This window comes from Methylosinus sp. R-45379, assembly GCF_001644125.1.
In the GTDB taxonomy this organism is placed as follows: domain Bacteria; phylum Pseudomonadota; class Alphaproteobacteria; order Rhizobiales; family Beijerinckiaceae; genus Methylosinus.
The window spans coordinates 1-16,937 of sequence record NZ_LUUM01000270.1 but is presented as its reverse complement, the minus strand read 5'-3'; the positions used below and the strand labels follow the sequence as shown (position 1 = coordinate 16,937).

Below are 16,937 nucleotides of genomic sequence, written 5' to 3'. Positions count from 1 at the left end.
GAGGCGGGCCTATGGCCGTCTACACCGTCCTTATACCCAAGGCCGCGCCGGGCGAGGCTCCGCCGCCGGAGCGAATCGTCTTTCTGCGCGACGGCTTCTCGACGCCGGCCTTTCTCTTCGGGCCTTTGTGGCTGCTGTGGCGGCGTGCGTGGCTGCCGGCCGTCCTATGGACAGCCGCGCTCGCGCTGATCTTCGGCGGCGGCGCGGCTCTTGGGATCAATCCCGCGGCGGCCTCGGTCTTGCAGCTTGCGCTCGGCCTGCTGCTCGGCCTCGAGGGGCCGCGGCTCGTCGCCTGGTCGCTCGAGCGCAAGGGTTACACGGAGAGCGCCGTAATGGTCGCGGCTAGGATCGATGAGGCCGAGGACGTGTTTTTCGCCAATTGGCGCCCCTCCGGCGTCCTCCCGACGACAGCGAAGGCGCCGCGCGGCGGCCGGGCGGCGATGCGCTCCGTCATCGGCGGCCTGTTCGAGGAGCCGCGCGCGTGACCACGGCGATCATCGATTACGGATCGGGCAATCTTCACTCCGCCGCCAAGGCCTTCGAGCGCGCCGCGCGGGAAGGCGAGGGGGCGCAGATCACCGTCACCAATGATCCCGAAGTGGTGCGCCGTGCGGAGCGCATCTGCCTGCCGGGCGTCGGCGCCTTTCGCGATTGCCGCAGCGGCCTTTCGGCGCTCGCCGGGCTGGACGAGGCGCTGCGCGAGGCGGTGATCGAGCGCGGCCGGCCGTTCCTCGGCATATGCGTCGGCATGCAGCTGATGGCGACGCGCGGCCTCGAGCATGGCGAGGCGGCCGGCCTCGGCTGGATCGCCGGCGATGTCGCGGTCATCGAGCCCGCGGACAAGAGTCTGAAAATCCCCCATATGGGCTGGAACACGCTGGAGCTGACGCGCCCGCATGCGCTCTTTTCCGGCATCCCCACCGGAAAGGACGGGCTGCACGCCTATTTCGTGCACTCCTACCAATTCCTGCCCGCTTCGCCCGGCCATATCGTGGCGACGACCGATTACGGCGCTCCGCTGACTGCGGCGGTGGCGCGCGACAATCTCGTCGGCACGCAATTCCATCCCGAGAAGAGCCAGAGGCTCGGCCTCGCTCTCATCGCGAATTTTCTGAGGTGGCGTCCGTGATCCTGTTTCCTGCGATCGATCTCAAAGAGGGTCAATGCGTGCGCCTCGTCGAAGGCGAGATGTCCTCGGCGACAGTGTTCAACGACGATCCGACCGCGCAGGCGCAGGCCTTCGTCGCCCAAGGCTTCGAATATCTGCATGTCGTCGATCTCGACGGCGCCTTCGCCGGCGCGCCGATGAACGCCCTCGCCGTGGAGGGCATACTCGCCAACATAAAGATTCCGGTTCAGCTCGGCGGCGGCATTCGCGAGATGCGCACCATCTCGCGCTGGCTCGACAAGGGGATTTCGCGCGTCATCATCGGCACGGCCGCGGTGCGCGATCCGGCGCTGGTGCGCGAGGCGGCGCGTCTCTATCCGGGCCGCATAGCGGTCGGCATAGACGCCAAGGACGGCTTTGTCGCCGTCGAGGGCTGGGCGCGCCGCACCCATGTCTCGGCGCAGGATTTGGGCCGCAGCTTCGAGGACGCCGGCGTCGCCGCCATCGTCTACACTGATATTTCGCGCGACGGCGTGCTGAAGGGGCTCAACATAGAGGCGACGCTGGCGCTCGCTGACGCGCTGAGCATTCCGGTCATCGCCTCGGGCGGCCTCGCCTCGCTTGCCGACATAGAGCGGCTGCTGCAGCCCGACTGCAAGAAGCTCGCGGGCGCGATCACCGGCCGCGCGCTCTATGACGGACGGCTCGATCCGGCGGAAGCGCTGGCGCTGATCCGGGCGGCGACGGAGGCGGCATGAGGCCGGAAGACGTCTTCTCCAGCTTGACCTCTCGGGTCGGAGTCGTGCGAGTGAGAAACGTCATGAACCATATCTTGTGGTTCATGATCGTCGGCACGCTCGCCTTCCTGACGGCGGCCTATCAGTTCCAGACCGATCCGATTTTGAAGTATGTGTTTGTCGTCTTCGCGCTCGTTCCCAGCGTCGTGTTTGTCGTCACGCATTTCTTCTTTATGCTGAAAAGCCCGGATCGTTTGCAATCCGAGGAGTTCGTGCTTCGACAGCACGAGCTGATAATCTATGAAAAAGGAGCCAACGCCGAAATTGTCGATCCTAACCGGGATATTCCGAGAGTCGAACTGCATCCTAGCGGCTTCACCGATGGAGGAGACCAATGAAGAGACACTTGCTCGTCTTCGATGATGGAAGCGGCGACGATCTCGCTTTGCAGGATTTCGTCGAAACGTTGGGGCCGGGAGCAAAAATGTATACGATGGATGGACACGTGTGCTTTCTCACGAGCAATCTTTCGACGTCGGAAATTTCTGACAGATTTTTGAAATTGGCAGGGTCCCGTCTATTCTTTGTCGCGGACGTGACAGCGTCGGACTGCGCGGGTCGAATGCTCGGCGGCTTTTGGGAATATATGAAACGCGACAGATCGCCTGCAGCTGCCGAATAATGCTCAAATCCCGCGTTATCCCCTGCCTCGACGTGAAAGAGGGCCGCGTCGTCAAAGGCGTCAATTTCGTCGATCTGCGCGACGCCGGAGATCCGGTCGAATGCGCCATCGCCTATGACGCCGCCGGCGCCGACGAGCTCTGCTTTCTCGACATCACCGCGAGCCACGAGAATCGCGGCATCATGCTCGATGTGGTGCGTCGCACGGCGGAGGCCTGCTTCATGCCGCTCACCGTCGGCGGCGGCGTGCGCAATGAGGACGATATTCGCAATCTCCTGCTCGCCGGCGCCGACAAGGCCTCGATCAATTCCGCCGCCGTCGCCGATCGGCAATTCGTGCGCGAGGCGGCGGAAAAATTCGGCTCGCAATGCATCGTCGTCGCCATAGACGCCAAGCGCGTCGGTGATCACTGGGAAATCTTCACCCACGGCGGCCGCCGCCCGACGGGCATAGACGCGGTCGAATACGCCAAGGAGGTCACGAGCCTCGGCGCGGGGGAAATATTGCTCACCTCCATGGACCGCGACGGCGCGAAAATCGGCTTCGACATAGAGCTGACGCGCGCCGTTGCGGATGCGGTCGATGTGCCGGTCATCGCCTCGGGCGGAGTCGGAACGCTGGATCATCTCGTCGAAGGCGTGCGCGAAGGCCATGCTTCCGCCGTTCTCGCGGCGTCTATTTTCCACTTCGGCGAGTTCACCATCCCGCAGGCGAAGCGATATATGGCGAAAGCGGGCATTCCGATGCGTCTCGACGGCCTGGAGTCCTCATGAGCGATTTCACCCTCGCCGATCTCGCGAAGATCATCGCATCGAAGCGGGGCGCAGACGCCGCGCAATCCTACACCAAGAGCTTGTTCGAGGCCGGAACGCCCCGCATCGCCAAGAAATTCGGCGAGGAGGCGGTGGAGACCGTCATCGCCGCCATGGAGGGCGACCGCAAGAATCTGACGAGCGAGGCGGCCGACACGCTCTATCATCTGCTCGTGCTGCTGGAGGCGGGCGGCGTCTCGCTCGCGGAAGTTCTCGCTGAGCTGGAGACGCGCACCGTCCAATCCGGCCATGCGGAAAAAGCGTCGCGCGGAGAGCGGAAATGAACGCCGAGGCTTATCTGGGAGCCGGCGTCGCGCTGTCGCCCTATCGGCGCTTCACCCGCGCCGAATGGGCGAGCCTGCGCGCCGACACGCCGCTCACGCTCACGATCGACGATTTGACGCGGCTCAAATCGCTCGACGATCCGATCTCGCTGGAAGAGGTCATCGAGATTTATCTGCCGCTCTCGCGCCTGCTCGCGCTCTATGTCGCGGCGACGCAAGGGCTGTTCAAGGCGACGCAGCGGTTTCTGGGCGCCGAGGACGGCAAGATGCCCTATATAATCGGCGTCGCGGGCTCGGTCGCCGTGGGCAAATCCACGACGGCGCGCATTCTCAAGGCGCTGCTGTCGCGCTGGCCCAACACGCCGAAGGTCGAGCTCGTCACCACCGACGGCTTTCTCTATCCCAACGCCGTGCTCGAGCGCGACGGGCTGATGGACAAGAAGGGCTTTCCCGAGAGCTACGACAATCGCGCGCTGCTGCGCTTTCTCTCCGATGTGAAGGCCGGCCAACGCAATGTCGCAGCGCCGGTCTATTCGCATCTCATCTATGATGTGGTGCCGGACGAGTTCTTCTATGTCGATCGGCCGGATATTCTCATCGTAGAAGGCGTGAACGTATTGCTCGCCAGCCGTCCGCGCGGCGATGGGCGCGAGATTCCCTTCGTCTCGGATTTCTTCGACTTCTCGGTCTATCTGCACGCCGAGGAGAATGTGCTCGAGCAATGGTATGTGGAGCGCTTCCAGCGCCTGCGCGAGACGGCCTTCCGCGATCCGCTCTCCTATTTCAAGAAATACGCCGATCTCGACGATGCGGAGACGATGCGCGTCGCCAAGGACATTTGGACGCGCATCAATCTCGAAAATCTGCGCCGCAACATTTCGCCGACGCGTCCGCGCGCCAGCCTGGTGCTGACCAAAGGCGCGGACCATCGCATAGAGGAAGTCGCGCTGCGCAAGCTGTGAGCGAGCCGCGACGGCGCGTCCAATTCATTGCAGAGCCGCGCCGCTTCGATTGGCGCGGGCCTCATGTCATTGCGGAGGAGCGATCATGTCGGAGGCGCCGCATTCGGCGGATTACATTCACGACGAGCGCTTCGATTGGTGGAGCCGCGATTTTCTCCGCCTGCTGAAGTCGCGCGCCATAGGCGACGAGATCGTGACGAGCCTCGCCGATTTCGGCGTCGGCGAAGGGCATTGGAGCCTCGGCCTTCTCGACGCCTTCGTCGATCTGCGGGAAGTGACGGGCGTCGATCGGGAGCGCGAATGGTGCGAGCGCTCCGCAAAAAAATATGCTGAGCGCGCGCCGCATATCGCCTATCGCCTATCGCCTATCGCGCTGTCGAGGCGGATGTGAGCGACACCGGCCTGCCCGGCGGCTCTTTCGACATCGTCACCGCGCAGACTTTGCTGATGCACAGCCTCGCGCCGGAAAAAATCGTCGCGGAAATGCGTCGCGTGGCGAAGCGCGGCGGAACGATCGTCTGCGTCGAGCCGGTCAATCATTTGAATTGGGCGCAGACGCTCGAATTGACGCATTTTCTGACGCCCTCTGAACGCGCCGCCTTCTATGGCGTCTGGGTCAGGGTCATTGAATTTGTCAAAATCCGCAGAGGCGACCAGGATATCGGTCTGCGTCTGCCGACCCGGCTGGCGCGGGCGGGGCTCGAGAATATTCGCATATGGTCGAATGATCGCGTGCGTCTCGATCCGATCGAGACCTACGACATTGATTTTCTCGAAGAGGAAATGGGCCGCGACTGGGTAAGGGAGGCGTTGGCCGGCGCCGCGATCGGCGACGCCGAAATCGAATTCGTGAGGGCGATCGTCGCGAGAATTCGCGCCGAAAAACCGCGTGAGCTCGACTTCGTGCCGCGTGCGTCGTCGAGTTTCGTTTGCGTCGCGACTGCGCCGTGACCGCGCATCGGCGCAGGAACTTTTCCGCGCCGGGCAGAGTTGGTTCGAGCCGCCGGGCGCGCTCCATCCGGTGAGCGAGAGCGCCGGCGACACAGAGCGGGCGCGTTTGCTCACTATATTCGTCGATGATTCGAGCGAGACATTTCTGACGCTTCCCGACGTCCCAGCAGGAGAGAGAGAATGACCAGCCGTCTCGATTACGCTCACGCCGCGCCCGAAGGTATGAAAGCGCTCGGCGTCGCGCATTCCTATGTCGCCGCCAGCGGACTCGGCAAAGCGCTCATCGAACTCGCCTATTTGCGCGTGTCGCAGATCAACGGCTGCGCCTATTGCCTCGATCTGCACACGCGCGCGCTCATCAGTGAAGGCTTCACCGTGGAGAAGCTCGCGCTGGTCTCCGTGTGGCGCGAGGCGGAGGCGCTGTTCAGCGAGCGCGAGCGCGCCGCTCTCGCCTGGGCGGAGACGGTGACGCGCGTCGCCGAGACCGGCGTTCCCGATGAGGAGTTCGCCGCGGTCTCGACGCAGTTTTCCGAGAAGGAGCTCGCCGATCTGACGATCGCGATCGGCCTGATGAACGCCTATAATCGCATCGCCATCTCCTTTCGCGCGACGCCCGGAGCGGTGAAGCGCGCCGCGAGCCATGCGTAGCGAGAGAGGGCTCGACTGGGTGAGCTTTCTGCTCGCCGATGTGCAGAGCGGCGTCGGGCCGTTTCTGGCCATTTATCTGTGGTCGAGCCAGCATTGGGACGCCACCCATATCGGCGTCATCATGACCATTGCCGGCGCGGCGACAGTGGCCGCGCGCGCTCCCGCCGGCGCGCTCGTCGATTGGACGCGCGGCAAGCGCGGGCTCATCGCCGCGGGCGCGCTGCTCGTCGCGGCGGGCTCTGCGGCGCTCGGTCTTTTTCCGTTTTTCTGGCCCGCGGCGGCGGCGCAGACCATCATCGGCGCCTGCGACGCGGTGTTTCCGCCGGCCATAGCGGCGATCAGCCTCGGCGTCGTCGGCCGCGCGCTTTTCGCCGAGCGCATCGGCCGCAATGAGGCCTTCAACCATGCCGGCAATGTGGTGACGGCGATCGCGGCGGGGCTCGCCGGTTGGCTGATCGCGCCGGTCGCCGTGCTGTGGCTCGTCGTGCTGCTCGCCTGCGCCAGCGCGCTCGCGCTGGTGATGATCGACGCGCGCGAGATCGACCATCGCGCCGCGCGCGGTCTTTCGGATGGCGACGACGATCCCGCCGATGGCGAGCGCCCGAGCGGGCTGCGCGTGATCTTCGAATCGCGTCCTCTGCTGATCTTCACCGCAGCGATCACGCTATTTCACTTCGCCAATGCCGCAATGCTGCCGCTGGTTGGCGAAAGGCTGAGCGAGGGGCGCGATCAGACCGGCTCGCTGTTCATGGCCGCCTGCGTCATCGCCGCGCAGGCGGTCATGATCCCCATGGCGGCCCTCGTCGGCGCCAAGGCCGATCGCTGGGGCCGCAAGCCGCTGCTGCTCGCCGGCTTCGCCGTGCTGCCGATTCGTGGGCTGCTCTACACGCTGTTCGACGATCCGCTCTATCTCGTCTCCATCCAATTGCTCGATGGCGTCGGCGCGGGCCTCTTCGGCGCTCTGTTCTTCATCGTGATCGACGATCTCACCGAGGGGACGGGCCATTACAGCCTCGCGCTCGGCGCCTCCGGCGCCTGCTGGGGCGCGGGCGCCGCGCTCAGCAATGTCGTCGCCGGCGCGCTCGTCGACACCGCCGGTTTCAATGCCGCTTTTCTGTTTCTCTCCGCCGTCGCGGCGCTCGCTTTTCTGCTGCTCTGGCTCGGCATGCCGGAAAGCGCTAAGCCAGAGCGATCCGCCGCTTGAACGCGTGAGTCCGAATGGCTGAAAAAGAACGCTCGCCCTTTGTCGCGGCGCTGCTGGCGGTCGCGCTCGTCTTCGTCGGCGCGCTCGCAGCTGGGGCCGGCGCGACGCTTCTCGCCTCGCTTCCGGCGCTGCTCGCGGGCGGCGCGTCGCCGGCCTGGACGCACGCTATCGCCATCATCGTCTTCGCCGGGACCTATGTCGTCATCGCGCTCGGCGAGGCGCCGGGCTTGCGGCTCGATCGCGCCGGCGCGGCGCTGCTCGGCGCCAGCCTTATGGTCGGGCTCGGCGTGCTGCCGCTGGACGCGGCCTATCGCGCCATTGATTTCGATACGATCACTCTTCTGCTCGGCATGATGATCGTCGTCGCCAATTTGCGTCTCTCCGGCTTTTTTCGGCTGGCGAGCAATTTCGTCGTCGCGCGTGCGAAGACGCCGCTCGCTCTGCTCGCCGCAATCGTGCTGGTGACGGGCGCTTTTTCCGCCTTTCTCGTCAATGACGCCATCTGCCTCGTGATGACGCCGCTCACCCTCGAGCTGACCAGACGCCTGAAGCGCGATCCTCTGCCCTATCTGCTCGCCGTGCCCATGGCCTCCAATGTCGGCAGCGTGGCGACGATCACCGGCAATCCGCAGAACATGATTATCGGCGGCCTGTCGCATATTCCCTATGGCGCCTTCGCCGCGGCGCTTTGGCCGGTCGCCGCCTTTGGCCTTCTCGCCACTTTCGTGCTGGTGGCGCTGTTCTACCGCGGCGAGTTTCTCACACGCGAGAGACTGCCCGAGGCGGCGCCGGCGCCGGCGCGGGCGCGCGGCTTTCTCGTCGTCAAATCGGTGCTGGTGACGCTCGCCATGATGGCGCTTTTCTTCGCCGGCCAGCCGGTCGCGAAAGTGGCCATCGTCGGCGGCGCGCTGCTGCTCGTCACCCGCCATGTGAAGGCGGAGAAGGTCTATCGCGAGATCGATTGGCCGCTTCTCTTGATGTTCGTCGGCCTGTTCATCGTCGTCGAAGGGCTCGAGACGACGGTGCTGACGCCGCAGGCCGTCGCCTCCATCGGCAATTTCGATCTGTCCGATGCGGGCGTTCTGTCGGCGGTTTCCGCGGTGCTCTCCAATGTCGTCAGCAATGTGCCGGCGGTGCTGGCGTTGAAGCCCTTCATCGCCGGCGCGGCCGATCCGCAGCGCGCCTGGCTCGTCGTCGCCATGGCCTCGACGCTGGCCGGAAATCTGACGCTCATCGGCTCCGTCGCCAATCTCATCGTCGCCGAGCGCGCCCGCGCCGCGGGCGTCTCCATCGGCTTCTGGGCCTATTTCAAAGTGGGCGCGCCGCTCACGCTGATCACCATCGCCTTCGGCGCATGGCGCCTGTGACCTTCGGCAACTTTTCGCCGCGCCGGGCGTTTCCATTCATCCGAGGGCCGGGGGCTCACGTGGGAGGTCGAAATGGCGACCGCTATCCCTGAACTCCAAATGATCTCGAGCGAGCATATCGTCGGCGCGAAAATCTTCGATCAGAGCGGCAAGGAAATCGGCGAGATCGATCATCTGATGATCGATCCCATCACCGGCCAGGCGCGCTACGCCATCGTCGATTTCTGTGGCTTCATGTGCCTGCGCAAGGGCCATCACGCCGTGCCGTGGAAGGCGCTCTGCTACGACCAGGACAGGCGTCGTTATACGACTTCTGTGACGGAGCAGATGCTCGAAAAGGCGCCGGAATATAGCGAGGCGAGCTGGACCGATCGCGACTGGGAGACGCGCATCCACCAGCATTACGGCGCAGCGCCCTATTGGGAAGGCGCGGCGCTGGAGGGGCGCCATTGATTTGATGCGAGCCTGACGGCTAGCGGGCTAAACGCCGCGAGCCGTCAGGCTCGCTCGGCGTCCTCCGTCAAATATGAATCGCCCGCCCGAAGGCGTCGAGCGCGCTCTCATGCATGGTCTCGGAGAGCGTCGGATGCGGGAAGATGGTCTCCATCAGCTCCGCCTCGGTCGTCTCCAGATTCATCGCGATCACGAAGCCTTGAATCAGCTCCGTCACCTCGGCGCCGAGGAGATGCGCGCCGAGCAGGCGTCCGCTCTTCGCGTCGAAAACGGTCTTCACCAGGCCCTCCGTCTCGCCCATGGCGATGGCCTTGCCATTGGCGATATAGGGAAAGCGCCCGATCTTCAGCTCATGTCCCGCCGCTTTCGCCGCCGCTTCCGTGAGGCCGACCGAGGCGATCTGCGGATGGCAATAGGTGCAGGCGGGAATGCGCGTGCGCTCGATCGGATGCGGCGACAGGCCGGCGATCGCCTCGACGCAGACGACACCCTCATGCTCCGCCTTATGGGCGAGCATTGGCGGGCCGGCGACATCGCCGATCGCATAAATACCTGAGACATTGGTGCGGCCGAGGCCGTCGGTGAGAATGACGCCGCGATCGGTATTCACGCCCAGAGCCTCCAGCCCCAGCCCCTCGCTATTGGGAACGACGCCGACGGCGGAGATGACGCGCTCGGCCTCTATGCTCTGCTCGCCGCTCTCGGTCGCGATCGTCGCGACGACGCCATTGTCGCTCTTGTCGAGCTTCGCGAGCTTGGCGCTGGTGATGATTTTTATCCCTTGCTTCTCGAAGGATTTGCGCGCCAGCGCGGCGATCTCGGCGTCTTCCGCCGGCAGGATTTGCGGCAGCGCCTCCACCAGAGTCACCTGCGCCCCGAAGGTCGAGTAGAAGGACGCGAATTCGACGCCGATCGCGCCGCCGCCGACGACGAGTAGTGATTTCGGCATGGAAGGCGGCAGCAGCGCCTCGAAATAGGTCCAGACGCGCTCGCCGTCCGGCTCGAGGCCCGGCAGAGCGCGCGGCCGCGCCCCGGTCGCGACGATGATGTGCTTGGCCGAATAGACGCCTTCGCCGAGGATGTTCTTCGGCTTGGGGAGTTGCGGCCGCGCGCCGAAACCCTTGGGCGCGGCGACGCGAATCTCGCCCGGCGCGGTGAGCGCGGCCTCGCCCCAGATCACATCGATCTTGTTCTTCTTGCACAGGAACTCGACGCCGGCGTTGAGCCGCCCGGCGACAGCGCGCGAGCGCTTCACCAGCGCTTCGGCGTCGAAGGAGACCTCGCCCTCTATGCGCAGGCCGAAATCCTTCGCATGTTTTGCGAGACGAAAGACATCGGCCGAGCGCAGCAGGGCCTTGGTGGGAATGCAGCCCCAATTGAGGCAAATGCCGCCCAAATGCTCGCGCTCGACAATGGCCGTCTTCAGCCCGAGCTGCGCGGCGCGGATGGCGGCGACATAGCCGCCCGGCCCGCCGCCGATGACGATGAGATCATAAGAATTGGCCATGGAACCCTCGCGACCGCCGGCGCCGCTCGAATGATTCCCTTCGAGCCGCTGCGCTCTCATATGTGGCCGATGCGAGCGCCGGGCGCCATAGGCGCGGGGCGTCAGGGCCGCGTCAGCTGCCGGCGCAGTTCCGCGCGCCCGCGCCGCTCGAAATGCGCGCGGGCGGAAGGATAGCGGCCGCGCGCGATCAGAAAGGCGACGTCGGGATTGCGCGCGACATAGGCCTCGGCGTCGAAATCCTCCGGCGTGGCGGGCCGGTCGCGCGGGATCATCTGCACGCGCCCCTCGTAGCGGCCATAGCGCGCGAAATGCGCTCGGCCGGAGAGAATGCGGCCGCTGCGCACCTTATCGGCGACATCGGGATTGGCGTAGAGATAGGCGCGCTCGTCGAAATTCTCGAGCGTCGCGATTTGCGCGAAGCTCGCCTCCGGCGGCAAAATGGGCGAAGGCGCAGCCTCGCGCGGGGTCAGCGGGCGCAGCTCGCGCAAAAAGGCGAGGGCGCGGCGCAAGGCGCGGTCGCCCGATATCGCCGCCGCCTCCAGCCGCAGCGGCGCCAGCTCCGCCGCGCCGATGCGCGCGCCGCGCCGATCGGCCTCGGCGGCGATGTCGTAGAAGCGCAGAAAATGCGCATAGCCCCGCGGATCGCGGGCGTAGAGCTGCGAGAGCAGATCGGTCCCCGCCGGCGCGGCCGCGAGGCGGCGCGCATCCTCGGCCTTGGGGCCATGGAAATGCACGATGGAAGCGCCCCATGCGACGCCCCAATAGGGCTTCCAATGCATGGCGAGCGGCAGATGATCCCAGCGCCCGGCGAAATGCGCGTTGAGCGCCTCTTGATCGTAATGATGCGGCAGGCCGAGCGCGGCGCGCGCGCTCCGCATCAGCGGCTCATATTCGGCGCGCATGGCCGGGACGTTGAGGAGCAGCACGCCCGAGCAGAATTGCGACCACTCATGCGGCTCGTGCTGGGGCGCGGCGGCGAAATAGCGCGGCCGCAGCGGCGAAAGCTCGACCCGCCGGGCGAACAGCACGTCGCAATCGGTGTAGAGGACGAATTCGTCCTTCGTCTCGATGAGGGGAATTTCGAGCCGCAGAAAGGCGCCGGCGGCGATGGAGCGGCTCCAGTCCGGCGTCTCCGGCGTCGCCTCTATGGCCTCGATGAGGCCGGAGCGCCGGCTGTGGATCTGGACGGGCGCGTCATGGCCGAGGCTGGCGCGGAGCCGGTCCGCCTCGCCGTCGAAGACGAGATGCGGCTCGAGCCCCGCTATGTCGATCGCCGTGCGGACGGCGACGCGCAAATGCTCGGCGTAGCGGTCGAGAGCCGACGCATTCAGGCAGGAATACCATTTCATCCGAAAGGATTCCCGCGTCGAAGCGTCGGCGCCGATGGATCAGGCGGTCTGCGGCAGCGCGGCCTTGGCCTTCTCGACGATGGCCTTGAAGGCCTCCGGCTGGGTGATGGCGAGCTCGGACAGAACCTTGCGGTCCACGGTGACGCCAGCCTTGGCGAGGCCGTCGATGAAGCGGCTGTAGGTCAGGCCCAGCTCACGCACGGCGGCGTTGAGGCGCTGAATCCACAGGGCGCGGAAGACGCGCTTCTTGGCCTTGCGGTCGCGCGTCGCATATTGCATCGAGCGGTCGACCGCGGCCTTGGCGGCGCGGATGGTGTTCTTGCGACGGCCGTAGAAGCCTTTGGCGGCATCCAGGGTCTTTTTGTGCTTGGCGTGCGAGGTGACGCCGCGTTTGACGCGAGCCATGACATGATCCTTTCAGGAAATCCGAAATCGGGGGAAGGGGAGAAGCTCAGCCGTTAGGCAGGAAATACTTCTTGACGTTGTCGCCGTCCGTCTTGAACAGGACGGACGTCCCGCGCAGATTTCGGATCTGCTTGTTGGTGCGCTTGATCATGCCGTGGCGCTTGCCCTTCTGGGCATAGACCACCTTGCCGGTGCCGGTGATCTTGAAGCGCTTTTTGGCGCCCGATTTGGTCTTCAGCTTGGGCATTTTGCTCTCCTGGGCCGAGGCCCTGTTCTGCGCGCCGGTTTCCCGGCGCTTTATTCGCGCGAGCGAAAAGAACCGCCACGGCAGCCCATCACTGGCCGGGCGGTTCGGAAGCGCGGCTTATAAGCGGAAAGACAGGAGGTTGGCAAGCCCGTGCGACAAAGCCGCCAAAACCCTTCGGCGCGGCGGTCAGCGATGCGGCGCTGCGGCATTCGCGGGGCCGGCCTCGTTCCTCGAAGGAGGCAGCGCCCATCGCAGCGCATCCGGCAGCGTAAGGCTCCAGGCTGCGAAATCGTGACCTCCATCGAATTCGACATAATGAGGTTGGTAGCCGTGTCGCAGCAATGCGTCTCGAAATCTCTTCACCCCTTCGATCTGGGAGACCGCCTGAAAAACATCCTCTTTGTGCAGAACGTTTTCCTGCGTTTCTCTAAGGCCGACATCCAGGTAGAATTCTGTTTTCGGCTTGCGATCCAGCGTCTCGAAGCAGTCGATAATCCAGCAGTCGTTCGACCAGAACGAGCCTGACTGGGCGATCACCTTGGTGAAACGGGACGGGCACGTCATAGAGACATAAGCCGCGGTCAGACCAGTATAGCTGAGACCGGCGATCACGCGCTCCTGGGCTTCGAGCGCGCTCGGATAGGCTCTCTCCAGCCATGGGAACAGCTCTTCTTCGATGAAGCGAGCGAAAGGAGAATAGCAGGGGCATTCCACCCACCGGGATGCGGCGCTCTCCACAGAGACAAAGACGAAAAGTGAGCTATCGATGTCGCCCTGGGACTCGAGGGCGTCGATGATCGAGGTCGCCCCTACACGGTCCCGGTAGAGCTCCGCATCCAAAAACACCGTCACGTTCGAGGCCTTATTCCCCGGCTCTCGCACCCATATCGCGCGCTCGTTCGCGAGATGGACGCTCGTTAAAAAGTGCTGCGTTTCTTTCATTTCTTGTCCAACTTCGTATCGGCGGCATCGTCGATTCGAATATCCGACGCCGTCAATAGCCGAATCCCGGCGGCAATGTGCTTCTGGCGCGACCGTCGTGATGGCCGGGCCACCCGCCGCGGCGCCTATGCGTCGCGGGCGATGGAGACATGTCTCGCCACCAAGGCGTAGGCGTGGGCCGCCGAGGCCGCCGGGCGATGACCTCGTATTGCTAAGTTGCGACGCGACCCGGCCTTCGTCCGAATCCGCGCCTTCACTGCGGCTTCGCCAGCCGCCACAGCCACAGGCACAAGCCGAGCAGCACGATCAGCGCCACCGCGCTCGGCCATAGCGGCATGGAGGCGCCGCCGACCTGAATATCCGGCTGCGTCGCCAGCCGCCCCGCCTGTCCGAGTGCCATAAGGCCGAAAATAACCGCCGCCACTTTCAATCCGGTGATTTGGGAGTCCATCGCTTCGTCCTCCAGAAATCCTCGGTGCGCTCATATAAAAGCGCGCGCGGCGGGGAAAAGGGCGCGCCGCATTGCGGCCGCGCCACGCTCGGCCTATCTGCAGGCCATATGCAGCGGAGGCTTCGATGCGGCAGCCGGCTATTTTCATCTCTCACGGCGGCGGCCCCTGCTTCTGGCTCGATGACCTCATGGGCCGCGCCTTCGACGGGCTGAAGGCCTATCTCAGCGGCCTGCTCGCCTCTCTGCCGGAGCGTCCGCGCGCCATTCTCATCGTCTCGGCGCATTGGGAGGAGAAGCGGGTCACTCTGGGCGCGCCGAAAGCGCCCGGCATGATCTTCGATTATTACGGCTTCCCCGAGCACACCTATCGCCTGACCTATCCCGCCCCCGGCGCGCCGGAACTGGCCGAGCAGGCGCGCGCTGCTGGCTGCGACCGGCGTCGAGACGGCGCTGAACGCCGCGCGCGGCTTCGATCACGGCGTCTTCGTGCCCATGCTGATCGTCGAGCCCGGCGCGACGATTCCGATTCTCACTCTGTCTTTGCGTGACGATCTCGATCCCGCCTTTCACATCGGCGTCGGCGCGGCGCTCGCGCCTCTGCGCGATGACGGCGTTCTCATTCTCGGCAGCGGCAATAGTTTCCATAATCTGCGCACATTCTTCGACGGCGAGGCGAAGGCCGCCGCCGGTTTCGACGCCTGGCTGACAGAGGCCGCGACGAAGCCGAACCCCGAGGAACGCAATGCGCTGCTCGCGCAGTGGAGCGAGGCGCCGTTCGCGCGCGCTTGCCATCCGCGCGAGGAGCATCTTCTGCCGTTGATGGTGGTCGCCGGCGCGGCTGGAGCGGATGTGGGACGCCGCGTCTTTCACGATGCGGCCGTGGGCAAGGCGATCTCCGGCTTCGCCTTCGGCTGAGCGCGTGGACCGCCTCCCGATCGCGCGCGATGCGCGCGTCGGGAGTGACCAAAGAAACTCGACCGCTCAGGCCGCGTCGCGCGCTTCCGCGGGGCCGAAATAATCGAGATAGCGCGCATCGATTTCGGCGACGCGCAAGACGACGAACACATCCGTCGTGTTGAACTTGCGATCGACCACGGCGCCGTCGCCGAATTTGGCGCCGCAGCGCAGATAGCCCTTTATCAGCGGCGGCAGCGCGCTCATCGCCTTGCGCGGATCGACGGCCTCTTTCGCCAGCATCTCCATCGGCACATGCATTTCGCGCCGTGCGCTCACGCGCCAATCTTCGTCGGCGCGCGCATGATGCGCGAGGAAGCTCAGCGCCGCCGCATGGGCGAGCGGATTGGCGCCCTCGAGACTCGCGCAGCCGATCATTGCATCGATGCGATGATGCCGGACATAAGCGAGTATGCCGCGCCACAAAAGCTCGATCGTGCGCTTGCCGCGATATTGCTCGAGCACGCAGGAGCGGCCGAGCTCGAGAAAGCGCGTTCCATCGTGACGGGCGAGCAGCGGGGCAATGTCATATTCTCCGGCCGAATAGAATCCGCCCTTCTTCTCCGCGACATCGCGGCGTAGCAGGCGATAGGCGCCGACGACCTTGGGCTTGATCTTGCCGAAGCGATTGCGCGCCGCATGATCGATTACGATGAGATGATCGCAGAATTTGTCGAAGCGATCGGCGTCGCGCCGCGTGATCGCGGCCTTGGCGTCGGGAATTGCGCCGCCCTTGCGGAAAAAAACCTTGAAGCGCAGCCGCTGCGCCTTGCGGATTTCCTTCTTGCTGCAGGCGAGCCGCACCTCGAGCGAGCCGAGCAGCGCGAGCGGGCCTTCGAGCCCGCCATGCTTTTTCTTTTTCGGCTTCAGGAGATTTTGCGGCTTCAGCAGGGGAAAGGCGCCTGCGATGATCTTGCGGCCGGCGTCGGCGTGGATCGCCCACATGTCGCGTATCGTCTCCGCTCGTGTCGCGCTCGCGCTTTTCGAGCGCTTGCGATCGAAGCGTTAGATCACGGGCGGGCGAAGCTTTTGTGACGACCTGCGGCGTTCGGATCGCGAGCCTTCAGGCTCGCATCGTGCGCAAATAGCTCATGGAGACGGCGCGCGAAGATGCGCGCCGTCTCGTTTGTCTTTCCTCAGCGCCGATGCGTCTCGGCCTGTGGGCCGCTCAGCAGCGGCGTTATTCGACGCACGGTCACGCGGCGATTCTCGCGCGAGGGACCTTGAGTCTGCACTTTGAGATATTGCTCGCCATAGCCTTGCGTCGTCAGATTTTCCGGCGGCACGCCGAAGTCGCGCGACAATATCGTCGCCACCGACTGCGCGCGCCGATCGGAGAGCGACAGATTGTCGACGTCCGAGCCCACCGCATCCGTGTGGCCTTCGATGAGGAACACTTCGGCGGGATTGCGCTTGATCGCTTCGTTGAGCGCCTCTGCGACCGTTACGAGACGTTGCGCCTGATCCGGCGTGATCGCCCAGGAGCCCGTGTCGAAATTGATCGTGTCGATATCGACGCTGCGCGTATAGGCGCGCACGGACGGGCTGTAGCGAATCTCGTCCAGAGTGTAGCGGCGCTGCATGGGCGCGAGCGGCGGCGCCGTCAGCGTCTCATAGATCAGACGCTCATCCGCGGCGCCGTAATCGACGACATAAGCGTCCGGAGCGATCTCGATCGGCGGCGGCGGCAGCACCACCACCTCCTCCGCAAAGCCGCGCGGCGGACCGCGGAAGCCATTGTCGATGAGAATGATCTCTCGGCCGTCGGGGAAGCGGCGCAAGCGACGCAGCAGCACGCCATTGGCGTCGGTGTAGGTGAGCACCTCGCCGCCGTCGCGGCGGGCGTAGACGCTCACATATTCCTCGCCGCGACG

General features: G+C 65.0%; 24 protein-coding genes. 16 read left to right on the top strand and 8 right to left on the bottom strand.

Features of this window, described 5'->3' with window-relative positions; genetic code table 11:
* The first annotated feature begins 11 nt into the window (after positions 1–11).
* The 14 genes from A1351_RS16675 to A1351_RS16610 all read left to right on the top strand — a co-directional run bounded on the left by A1351_RS16675 (position 12) and on the right by A1351_RS16610 (position 9,208).
* Positions 12–485, top strand: coding sequence for a DUF2628 domain-containing protein (locus A1351_RS16675; RefSeq protein ID WP_064033524.1), 474 nt, complete (start codon positions 12–14; stop codon positions 483–485).
* A complete protein-coding gene (hisH, locus tag A1351_RS16670; protein WP_064033523.1) occupies positions 482–1,129 on the top strand; it encodes an imidazole glycerol phosphate synthase subunit HisH in 648 nt (215 codons plus the stop codon). The genes A1351_RS16675 and hisH overlap by 4 nt, the downstream gene beginning before the upstream one ends.
* On the top strand, positions 1,117–1,866 hold the full coding sequence (hisA, locus tag A1351_RS16665) for a 1-(5-phosphoribosyl)-5-[(5-phosphoribosylamino)methylideneamino]imidazole-4-carboxamide isomerase (protein ID WP_157096353.1): 750 nt from the start codon (positions 1,117–1,119) through the stop codon (positions 1,864–1,866). Before hisH ends, hisA begins: the two co-directional genes overlap by 13 nt.
* Positions 1,867–1,928: 62 nt before the next feature.
* Complete coding sequence (locus A1351_RS16660) at positions 1,929–2,243, top strand: hypothetical protein (protein WP_064033522.1); 315 nt, start codon at positions 1,929–1,931, stop codon at positions 2,241–2,243.
* Entirely contained in the window at positions 2,240–2,527 is a 288-nt protein-coding gene (locus tag A1351_RS16655; RefSeq protein ID WP_064033521.1) for a hypothetical protein, read from the top strand. The genes A1351_RS16660 and A1351_RS16655 overlap by 4 nt, the downstream gene beginning before the upstream one ends.
* Complete coding sequence (gene hisF / locus A1351_RS16650; RefSeq protein ID WP_064033520.1) at positions 2,527–3,300, top strand: imidazole glycerol phosphate synthase subunit HisF; 774 nt, start codon at positions 2,527–2,529, stop codon at positions 3,298–3,300. The genes A1351_RS16655 and hisF overlap by 1 nt, the downstream gene beginning before the upstream one ends.
* Entirely contained in the window at positions 3,297–3,623 is a 327-nt protein-coding gene (locus A1351_RS16645; protein ID WP_024880707.1) for a phosphoribosyl-ATP diphosphatase, read from the top strand. Before hisF ends, A1351_RS16645 begins: the two co-directional genes overlap by 4 nt.
* Positions 3,620–4,585, top strand: coding sequence for a type I pantothenate kinase (coaA, locus tag A1351_RS16640; RefSeq protein WP_024880706.1), 966 nt, complete (start codon positions 3,620–3,622; stop codon positions 4,583–4,585). Before A1351_RS16645 ends, coaA begins: the two co-directional genes overlap by 4 nt.
* A gap of 85 nt (positions 4,586–4,670) precedes the next feature.
* Complete coding sequence (locus A1351_RS16635; protein WP_064033519.1) at positions 4,671–4,976, top strand: class I SAM-dependent methyltransferase; 306 nt, start codon at positions 4,671–4,673, stop codon at positions 4,974–4,976.
* Positions 4,973–5,536 (top strand): methyltransferase domain-containing protein, encoded by a 564-nt coding sequence (locus A1351_RS16630; RefSeq protein ID WP_064033518.1) that lies wholly within the window; start codon positions 4,973–4,975, stop codon positions 5,534–5,536. The genes A1351_RS16635 and A1351_RS16630 overlap by 4 nt, the downstream gene beginning before the upstream one ends.
* Positions 5,537–5,716: 180 nt before the next feature.
* Positions 5,717–6,184 (top strand): carboxymuconolactone decarboxylase family protein, encoded by a 468-nt coding sequence (locus A1351_RS16625; protein WP_024880704.1) that lies wholly within the window; start codon positions 5,717–5,719, stop codon positions 6,182–6,184.
* Positions 6,177–7,388, top strand: coding sequence for an MFS transporter (locus A1351_RS16620; RefSeq protein ID WP_024880703.1), 1,212 nt, complete (start codon positions 6,177–6,179; stop codon positions 7,386–7,388). Before A1351_RS16625 ends, A1351_RS16620 begins: the two co-directional genes overlap by 8 nt.
* A gap of 14 nt (positions 7,389–7,402) precedes the next feature.
* Positions 7,403–8,755: an anion transporter gene (locus tag A1351_RS16615; protein WP_134188150.1), complete on the top strand. Its 1,353-nt coding sequence runs from the start codon at positions 7,403–7,405 to the stop codon at positions 8,753–8,755.
* Between the two features lie 72 nt (positions 8,756–8,827).
* Positions 8,828–9,208 (top strand): PRC-barrel domain-containing protein, encoded by a 381-nt coding sequence (locus tag A1351_RS16610; protein ID WP_024880701.1) that lies wholly within the window; start codon positions 8,828–8,830, stop codon positions 9,206–9,208.
* A gap of 67 nt (positions 9,209–9,275) precedes the next feature.
* Here A1351_RS16610 and lpdA read toward each other — a convergent pair whose 3' ends face one another.
* From lpdA to A1351_RS16580, 6 genes are all read right to left on the bottom strand, one after another.
* Positions 9,276–10,715 carry a dihydrolipoyl dehydrogenase gene (gene lpdA, locus A1351_RS16605; protein WP_064033544.1) on the bottom strand — a complete coding sequence of 480 codons (1,440 nt, stop codon included), beginning with the start codon at positions 10,713–10,715 and terminating at the stop codon, positions 9,276–9,278.
* 101 nt (positions 10,716–10,816) lie between these two features.
* Complete coding sequence (locus A1351_RS16600; protein ID WP_064033517.1) at positions 10,817–12,064, bottom strand: hypothetical protein; 1,248 nt, start codon at positions 12,062–12,064, stop codon at positions 10,817–10,819.
* Between the two features lie 39 nt (positions 12,065–12,103).
* Positions 12,104–12,469: a 50S ribosomal protein L20 gene (rplT, locus tag A1351_RS16595; RefSeq protein WP_018264711.1), complete on the bottom strand. Its 366-nt coding sequence runs from the start codon at positions 12,467–12,469 to the stop codon at positions 12,104–12,106.
* A gap of 46 nt (positions 12,470–12,515) precedes the next feature.
* Positions 12,516–12,716, bottom strand: a complete 201-nt coding sequence (rpmI, locus tag A1351_RS16590) for a 50S ribosomal protein L35 (protein WP_018264712.1) — start codon at positions 12,714–12,716, stop codon at positions 12,516–12,518.
* A gap of 186 nt (positions 12,717–12,902) precedes the next feature.
* The gene (locus tag A1351_RS16585) at positions 12,903–13,658 is read right to left on the bottom strand and encodes an esterase family protein (RefSeq protein ID WP_064033516.1); all 756 of its coding nucleotides are present in this window, start codon (positions 13,656–13,658) and stop codon (positions 12,903–12,905) included.
* Between the two features lie 253 nt (positions 13,659–13,911).
* Complete coding sequence (locus A1351_RS16580; protein WP_024880697.1) at positions 13,912–14,109, bottom strand: hypothetical protein; 198 nt, start codon at positions 14,107–14,109, stop codon at positions 13,912–13,914.
* A 125-nt stretch (positions 14,110–14,234) separates the two neighbouring features.
* Between A1351_RS16580 and A1351_RS26250 the strand changes: the two genes are divergently transcribed.
* Positions 14,235–14,657: a class III extradiol ring-cleavage dioxygenase gene (locus A1351_RS26250; RefSeq protein ID WP_371441502.1), complete on the top strand. Its 423-nt coding sequence runs from the start codon at positions 14,235–14,237 to the stop codon at positions 14,655–14,657.
* Complete coding sequence (locus A1351_RS26245; RefSeq protein ID WP_371441503.1) at positions 14,560–15,024, top strand: class III extradiol ring-cleavage dioxygenase; 465 nt, start codon at positions 14,560–14,562, stop codon at positions 15,022–15,024. The genes A1351_RS26250 and A1351_RS26245 overlap by 98 nt, the downstream gene beginning before the upstream one ends.
* Positions 15,025–15,090: 66 nt before the next feature.
* On the opposite strand, the gene A1351_RS16570 is transcribed toward A1351_RS26245, so the two are convergent.
* Positions 15,091–16,008 (bottom strand): GNAT family N-acetyltransferase, encoded by a 918-nt coding sequence (locus tag A1351_RS16570; protein ID WP_024880695.1) that lies wholly within the window; start codon positions 16,006–16,008, stop codon positions 15,091–15,093.
* Positions 16,009–16,199: 191 nt separating this feature from the next.
* On the bottom strand, positions 16,200–16,937 hold a 738-nt coding region (locus tag A1351_RS16565), incomplete at its 5' end, for an OmpA family protein (protein WP_157096352.1).

Bases quoted from the DNA above. Each gene is read 5' to 3' on its own strand.
- A1351_RS16610 (WP_024880701.1), top strand. From the start codon at position 8,828: ATGGCGACCGCTATCCCTGAACTCCAAATGATCTCGAGCGAGCATATC.
- A1351_RS16580 (WP_024880697.1), bottom strand. From the start codon at position 14,109: ATGGACTCCCAAATCACCGGATTGAAAGTGGCGGCGGTTATTTTCGGC.
- rplT (WP_018264711.1), bottom strand. From the start codon at position 12,469: ATGGCTCGCGTCAAACGCGGCGTCACCTCGCACGCCAAGCACAAAAAG.
- A1351_RS16645 (WP_024880707.1), top strand. From the start codon at position 3,297: ATGAGCGATTTCACCCTCGCCGATCTCGCGAAGATCATCGCATCGAAG.
- A1351_RS16625 (WP_024880704.1), top strand. From the start codon at position 5,717: ATGACCAGCCGTCTCGATTACGCTCACGCCGCGCCCGAAGGTATGAAA.
- A1351_RS16570 (WP_024880695.1), bottom strand. From the start codon at position 16,008: ATGTGGGCGATCCACGCCGACGCCGGCCGCAAGATCATCGCAGGCGCC.
- hisF (WP_064033520.1), top strand. From the start codon at position 2,527: ATGCTCAAATCCCGCGTTATCCCCTGCCTCGACGTGAAAGAGGGCCGC.
- A1351_RS16655 (WP_064033521.1), top strand. From the start codon at position 2,240: ATGAAGAGACACTTGCTCGTCTTCGATGATGGAAGCGGCGACGATCTC.
- A1351_RS16660 (WP_064033522.1), top strand. From the start codon at position 1,929: ATGAACCATATCTTGTGGTTCATGATCGTCGGCACGCTCGCCTTCCTG.
- lpdA (WP_064033544.1), bottom strand. From the start codon at position 10,715: ATGGCCAATTCTTATGATCTCATCGTCATCGGCGGCGGGCCGGGCGGC.
- A1351_RS16635 (WP_064033519.1), top strand. From the start codon at position 4,671: ATGTCGGAGGCGCCGCATTCGGCGGATTACATTCACGACGAGCGCTTC.
- coaA (WP_024880706.1), top strand. From the start codon at position 3,620: ATGAACGCCGAGGCTTATCTGGGAGCCGGCGTCGCGCTGTCGCCCTAT.
- A1351_RS16600 (WP_064033517.1), bottom strand. From the start codon at position 12,064: ATGAAATGGTATTCCTGCCTGAATGCGTCGGCTCTCGACCGCTACGCC.
- A1351_RS26250 (WP_371441502.1), top strand. From the start codon at position 14,235: ATGCGGCAGCCGGCTATTTTCATCTCTCACGGCGGCGGCCCCTGCTTC.
- A1351_RS16675 (WP_064033524.1), top strand. From the start codon at position 12: ATGGCCGTCTACACCGTCCTTATACCCAAGGCCGCGCCGGGCGAGGCT.
- A1351_RS16615 (WP_134188150.1), top strand. From the start codon at position 7,403: ATGGCTGAAAAAGAACGCTCGCCCTTTGTCGCGGCGCTGCTGGCGGTC.
- A1351_RS16585 (WP_064033516.1), bottom strand. From the start codon at position 13,658: ATGAAAGAAACGCAGCACTTTTTAACGAGCGTCCATCTCGCGAACGAG.
- rpmI (WP_018264712.1), bottom strand. From the start codon at position 12,716: ATGCCCAAGCTGAAGACCAAATCGGGCGCCAAAAAGCGCTTCAAGATC.
- A1351_RS16620 (WP_024880703.1), top strand. From the start codon at position 6,177: ATGCGTAGCGAGAGAGGGCTCGACTGGGTGAGCTTTCTGCTCGCCGAT.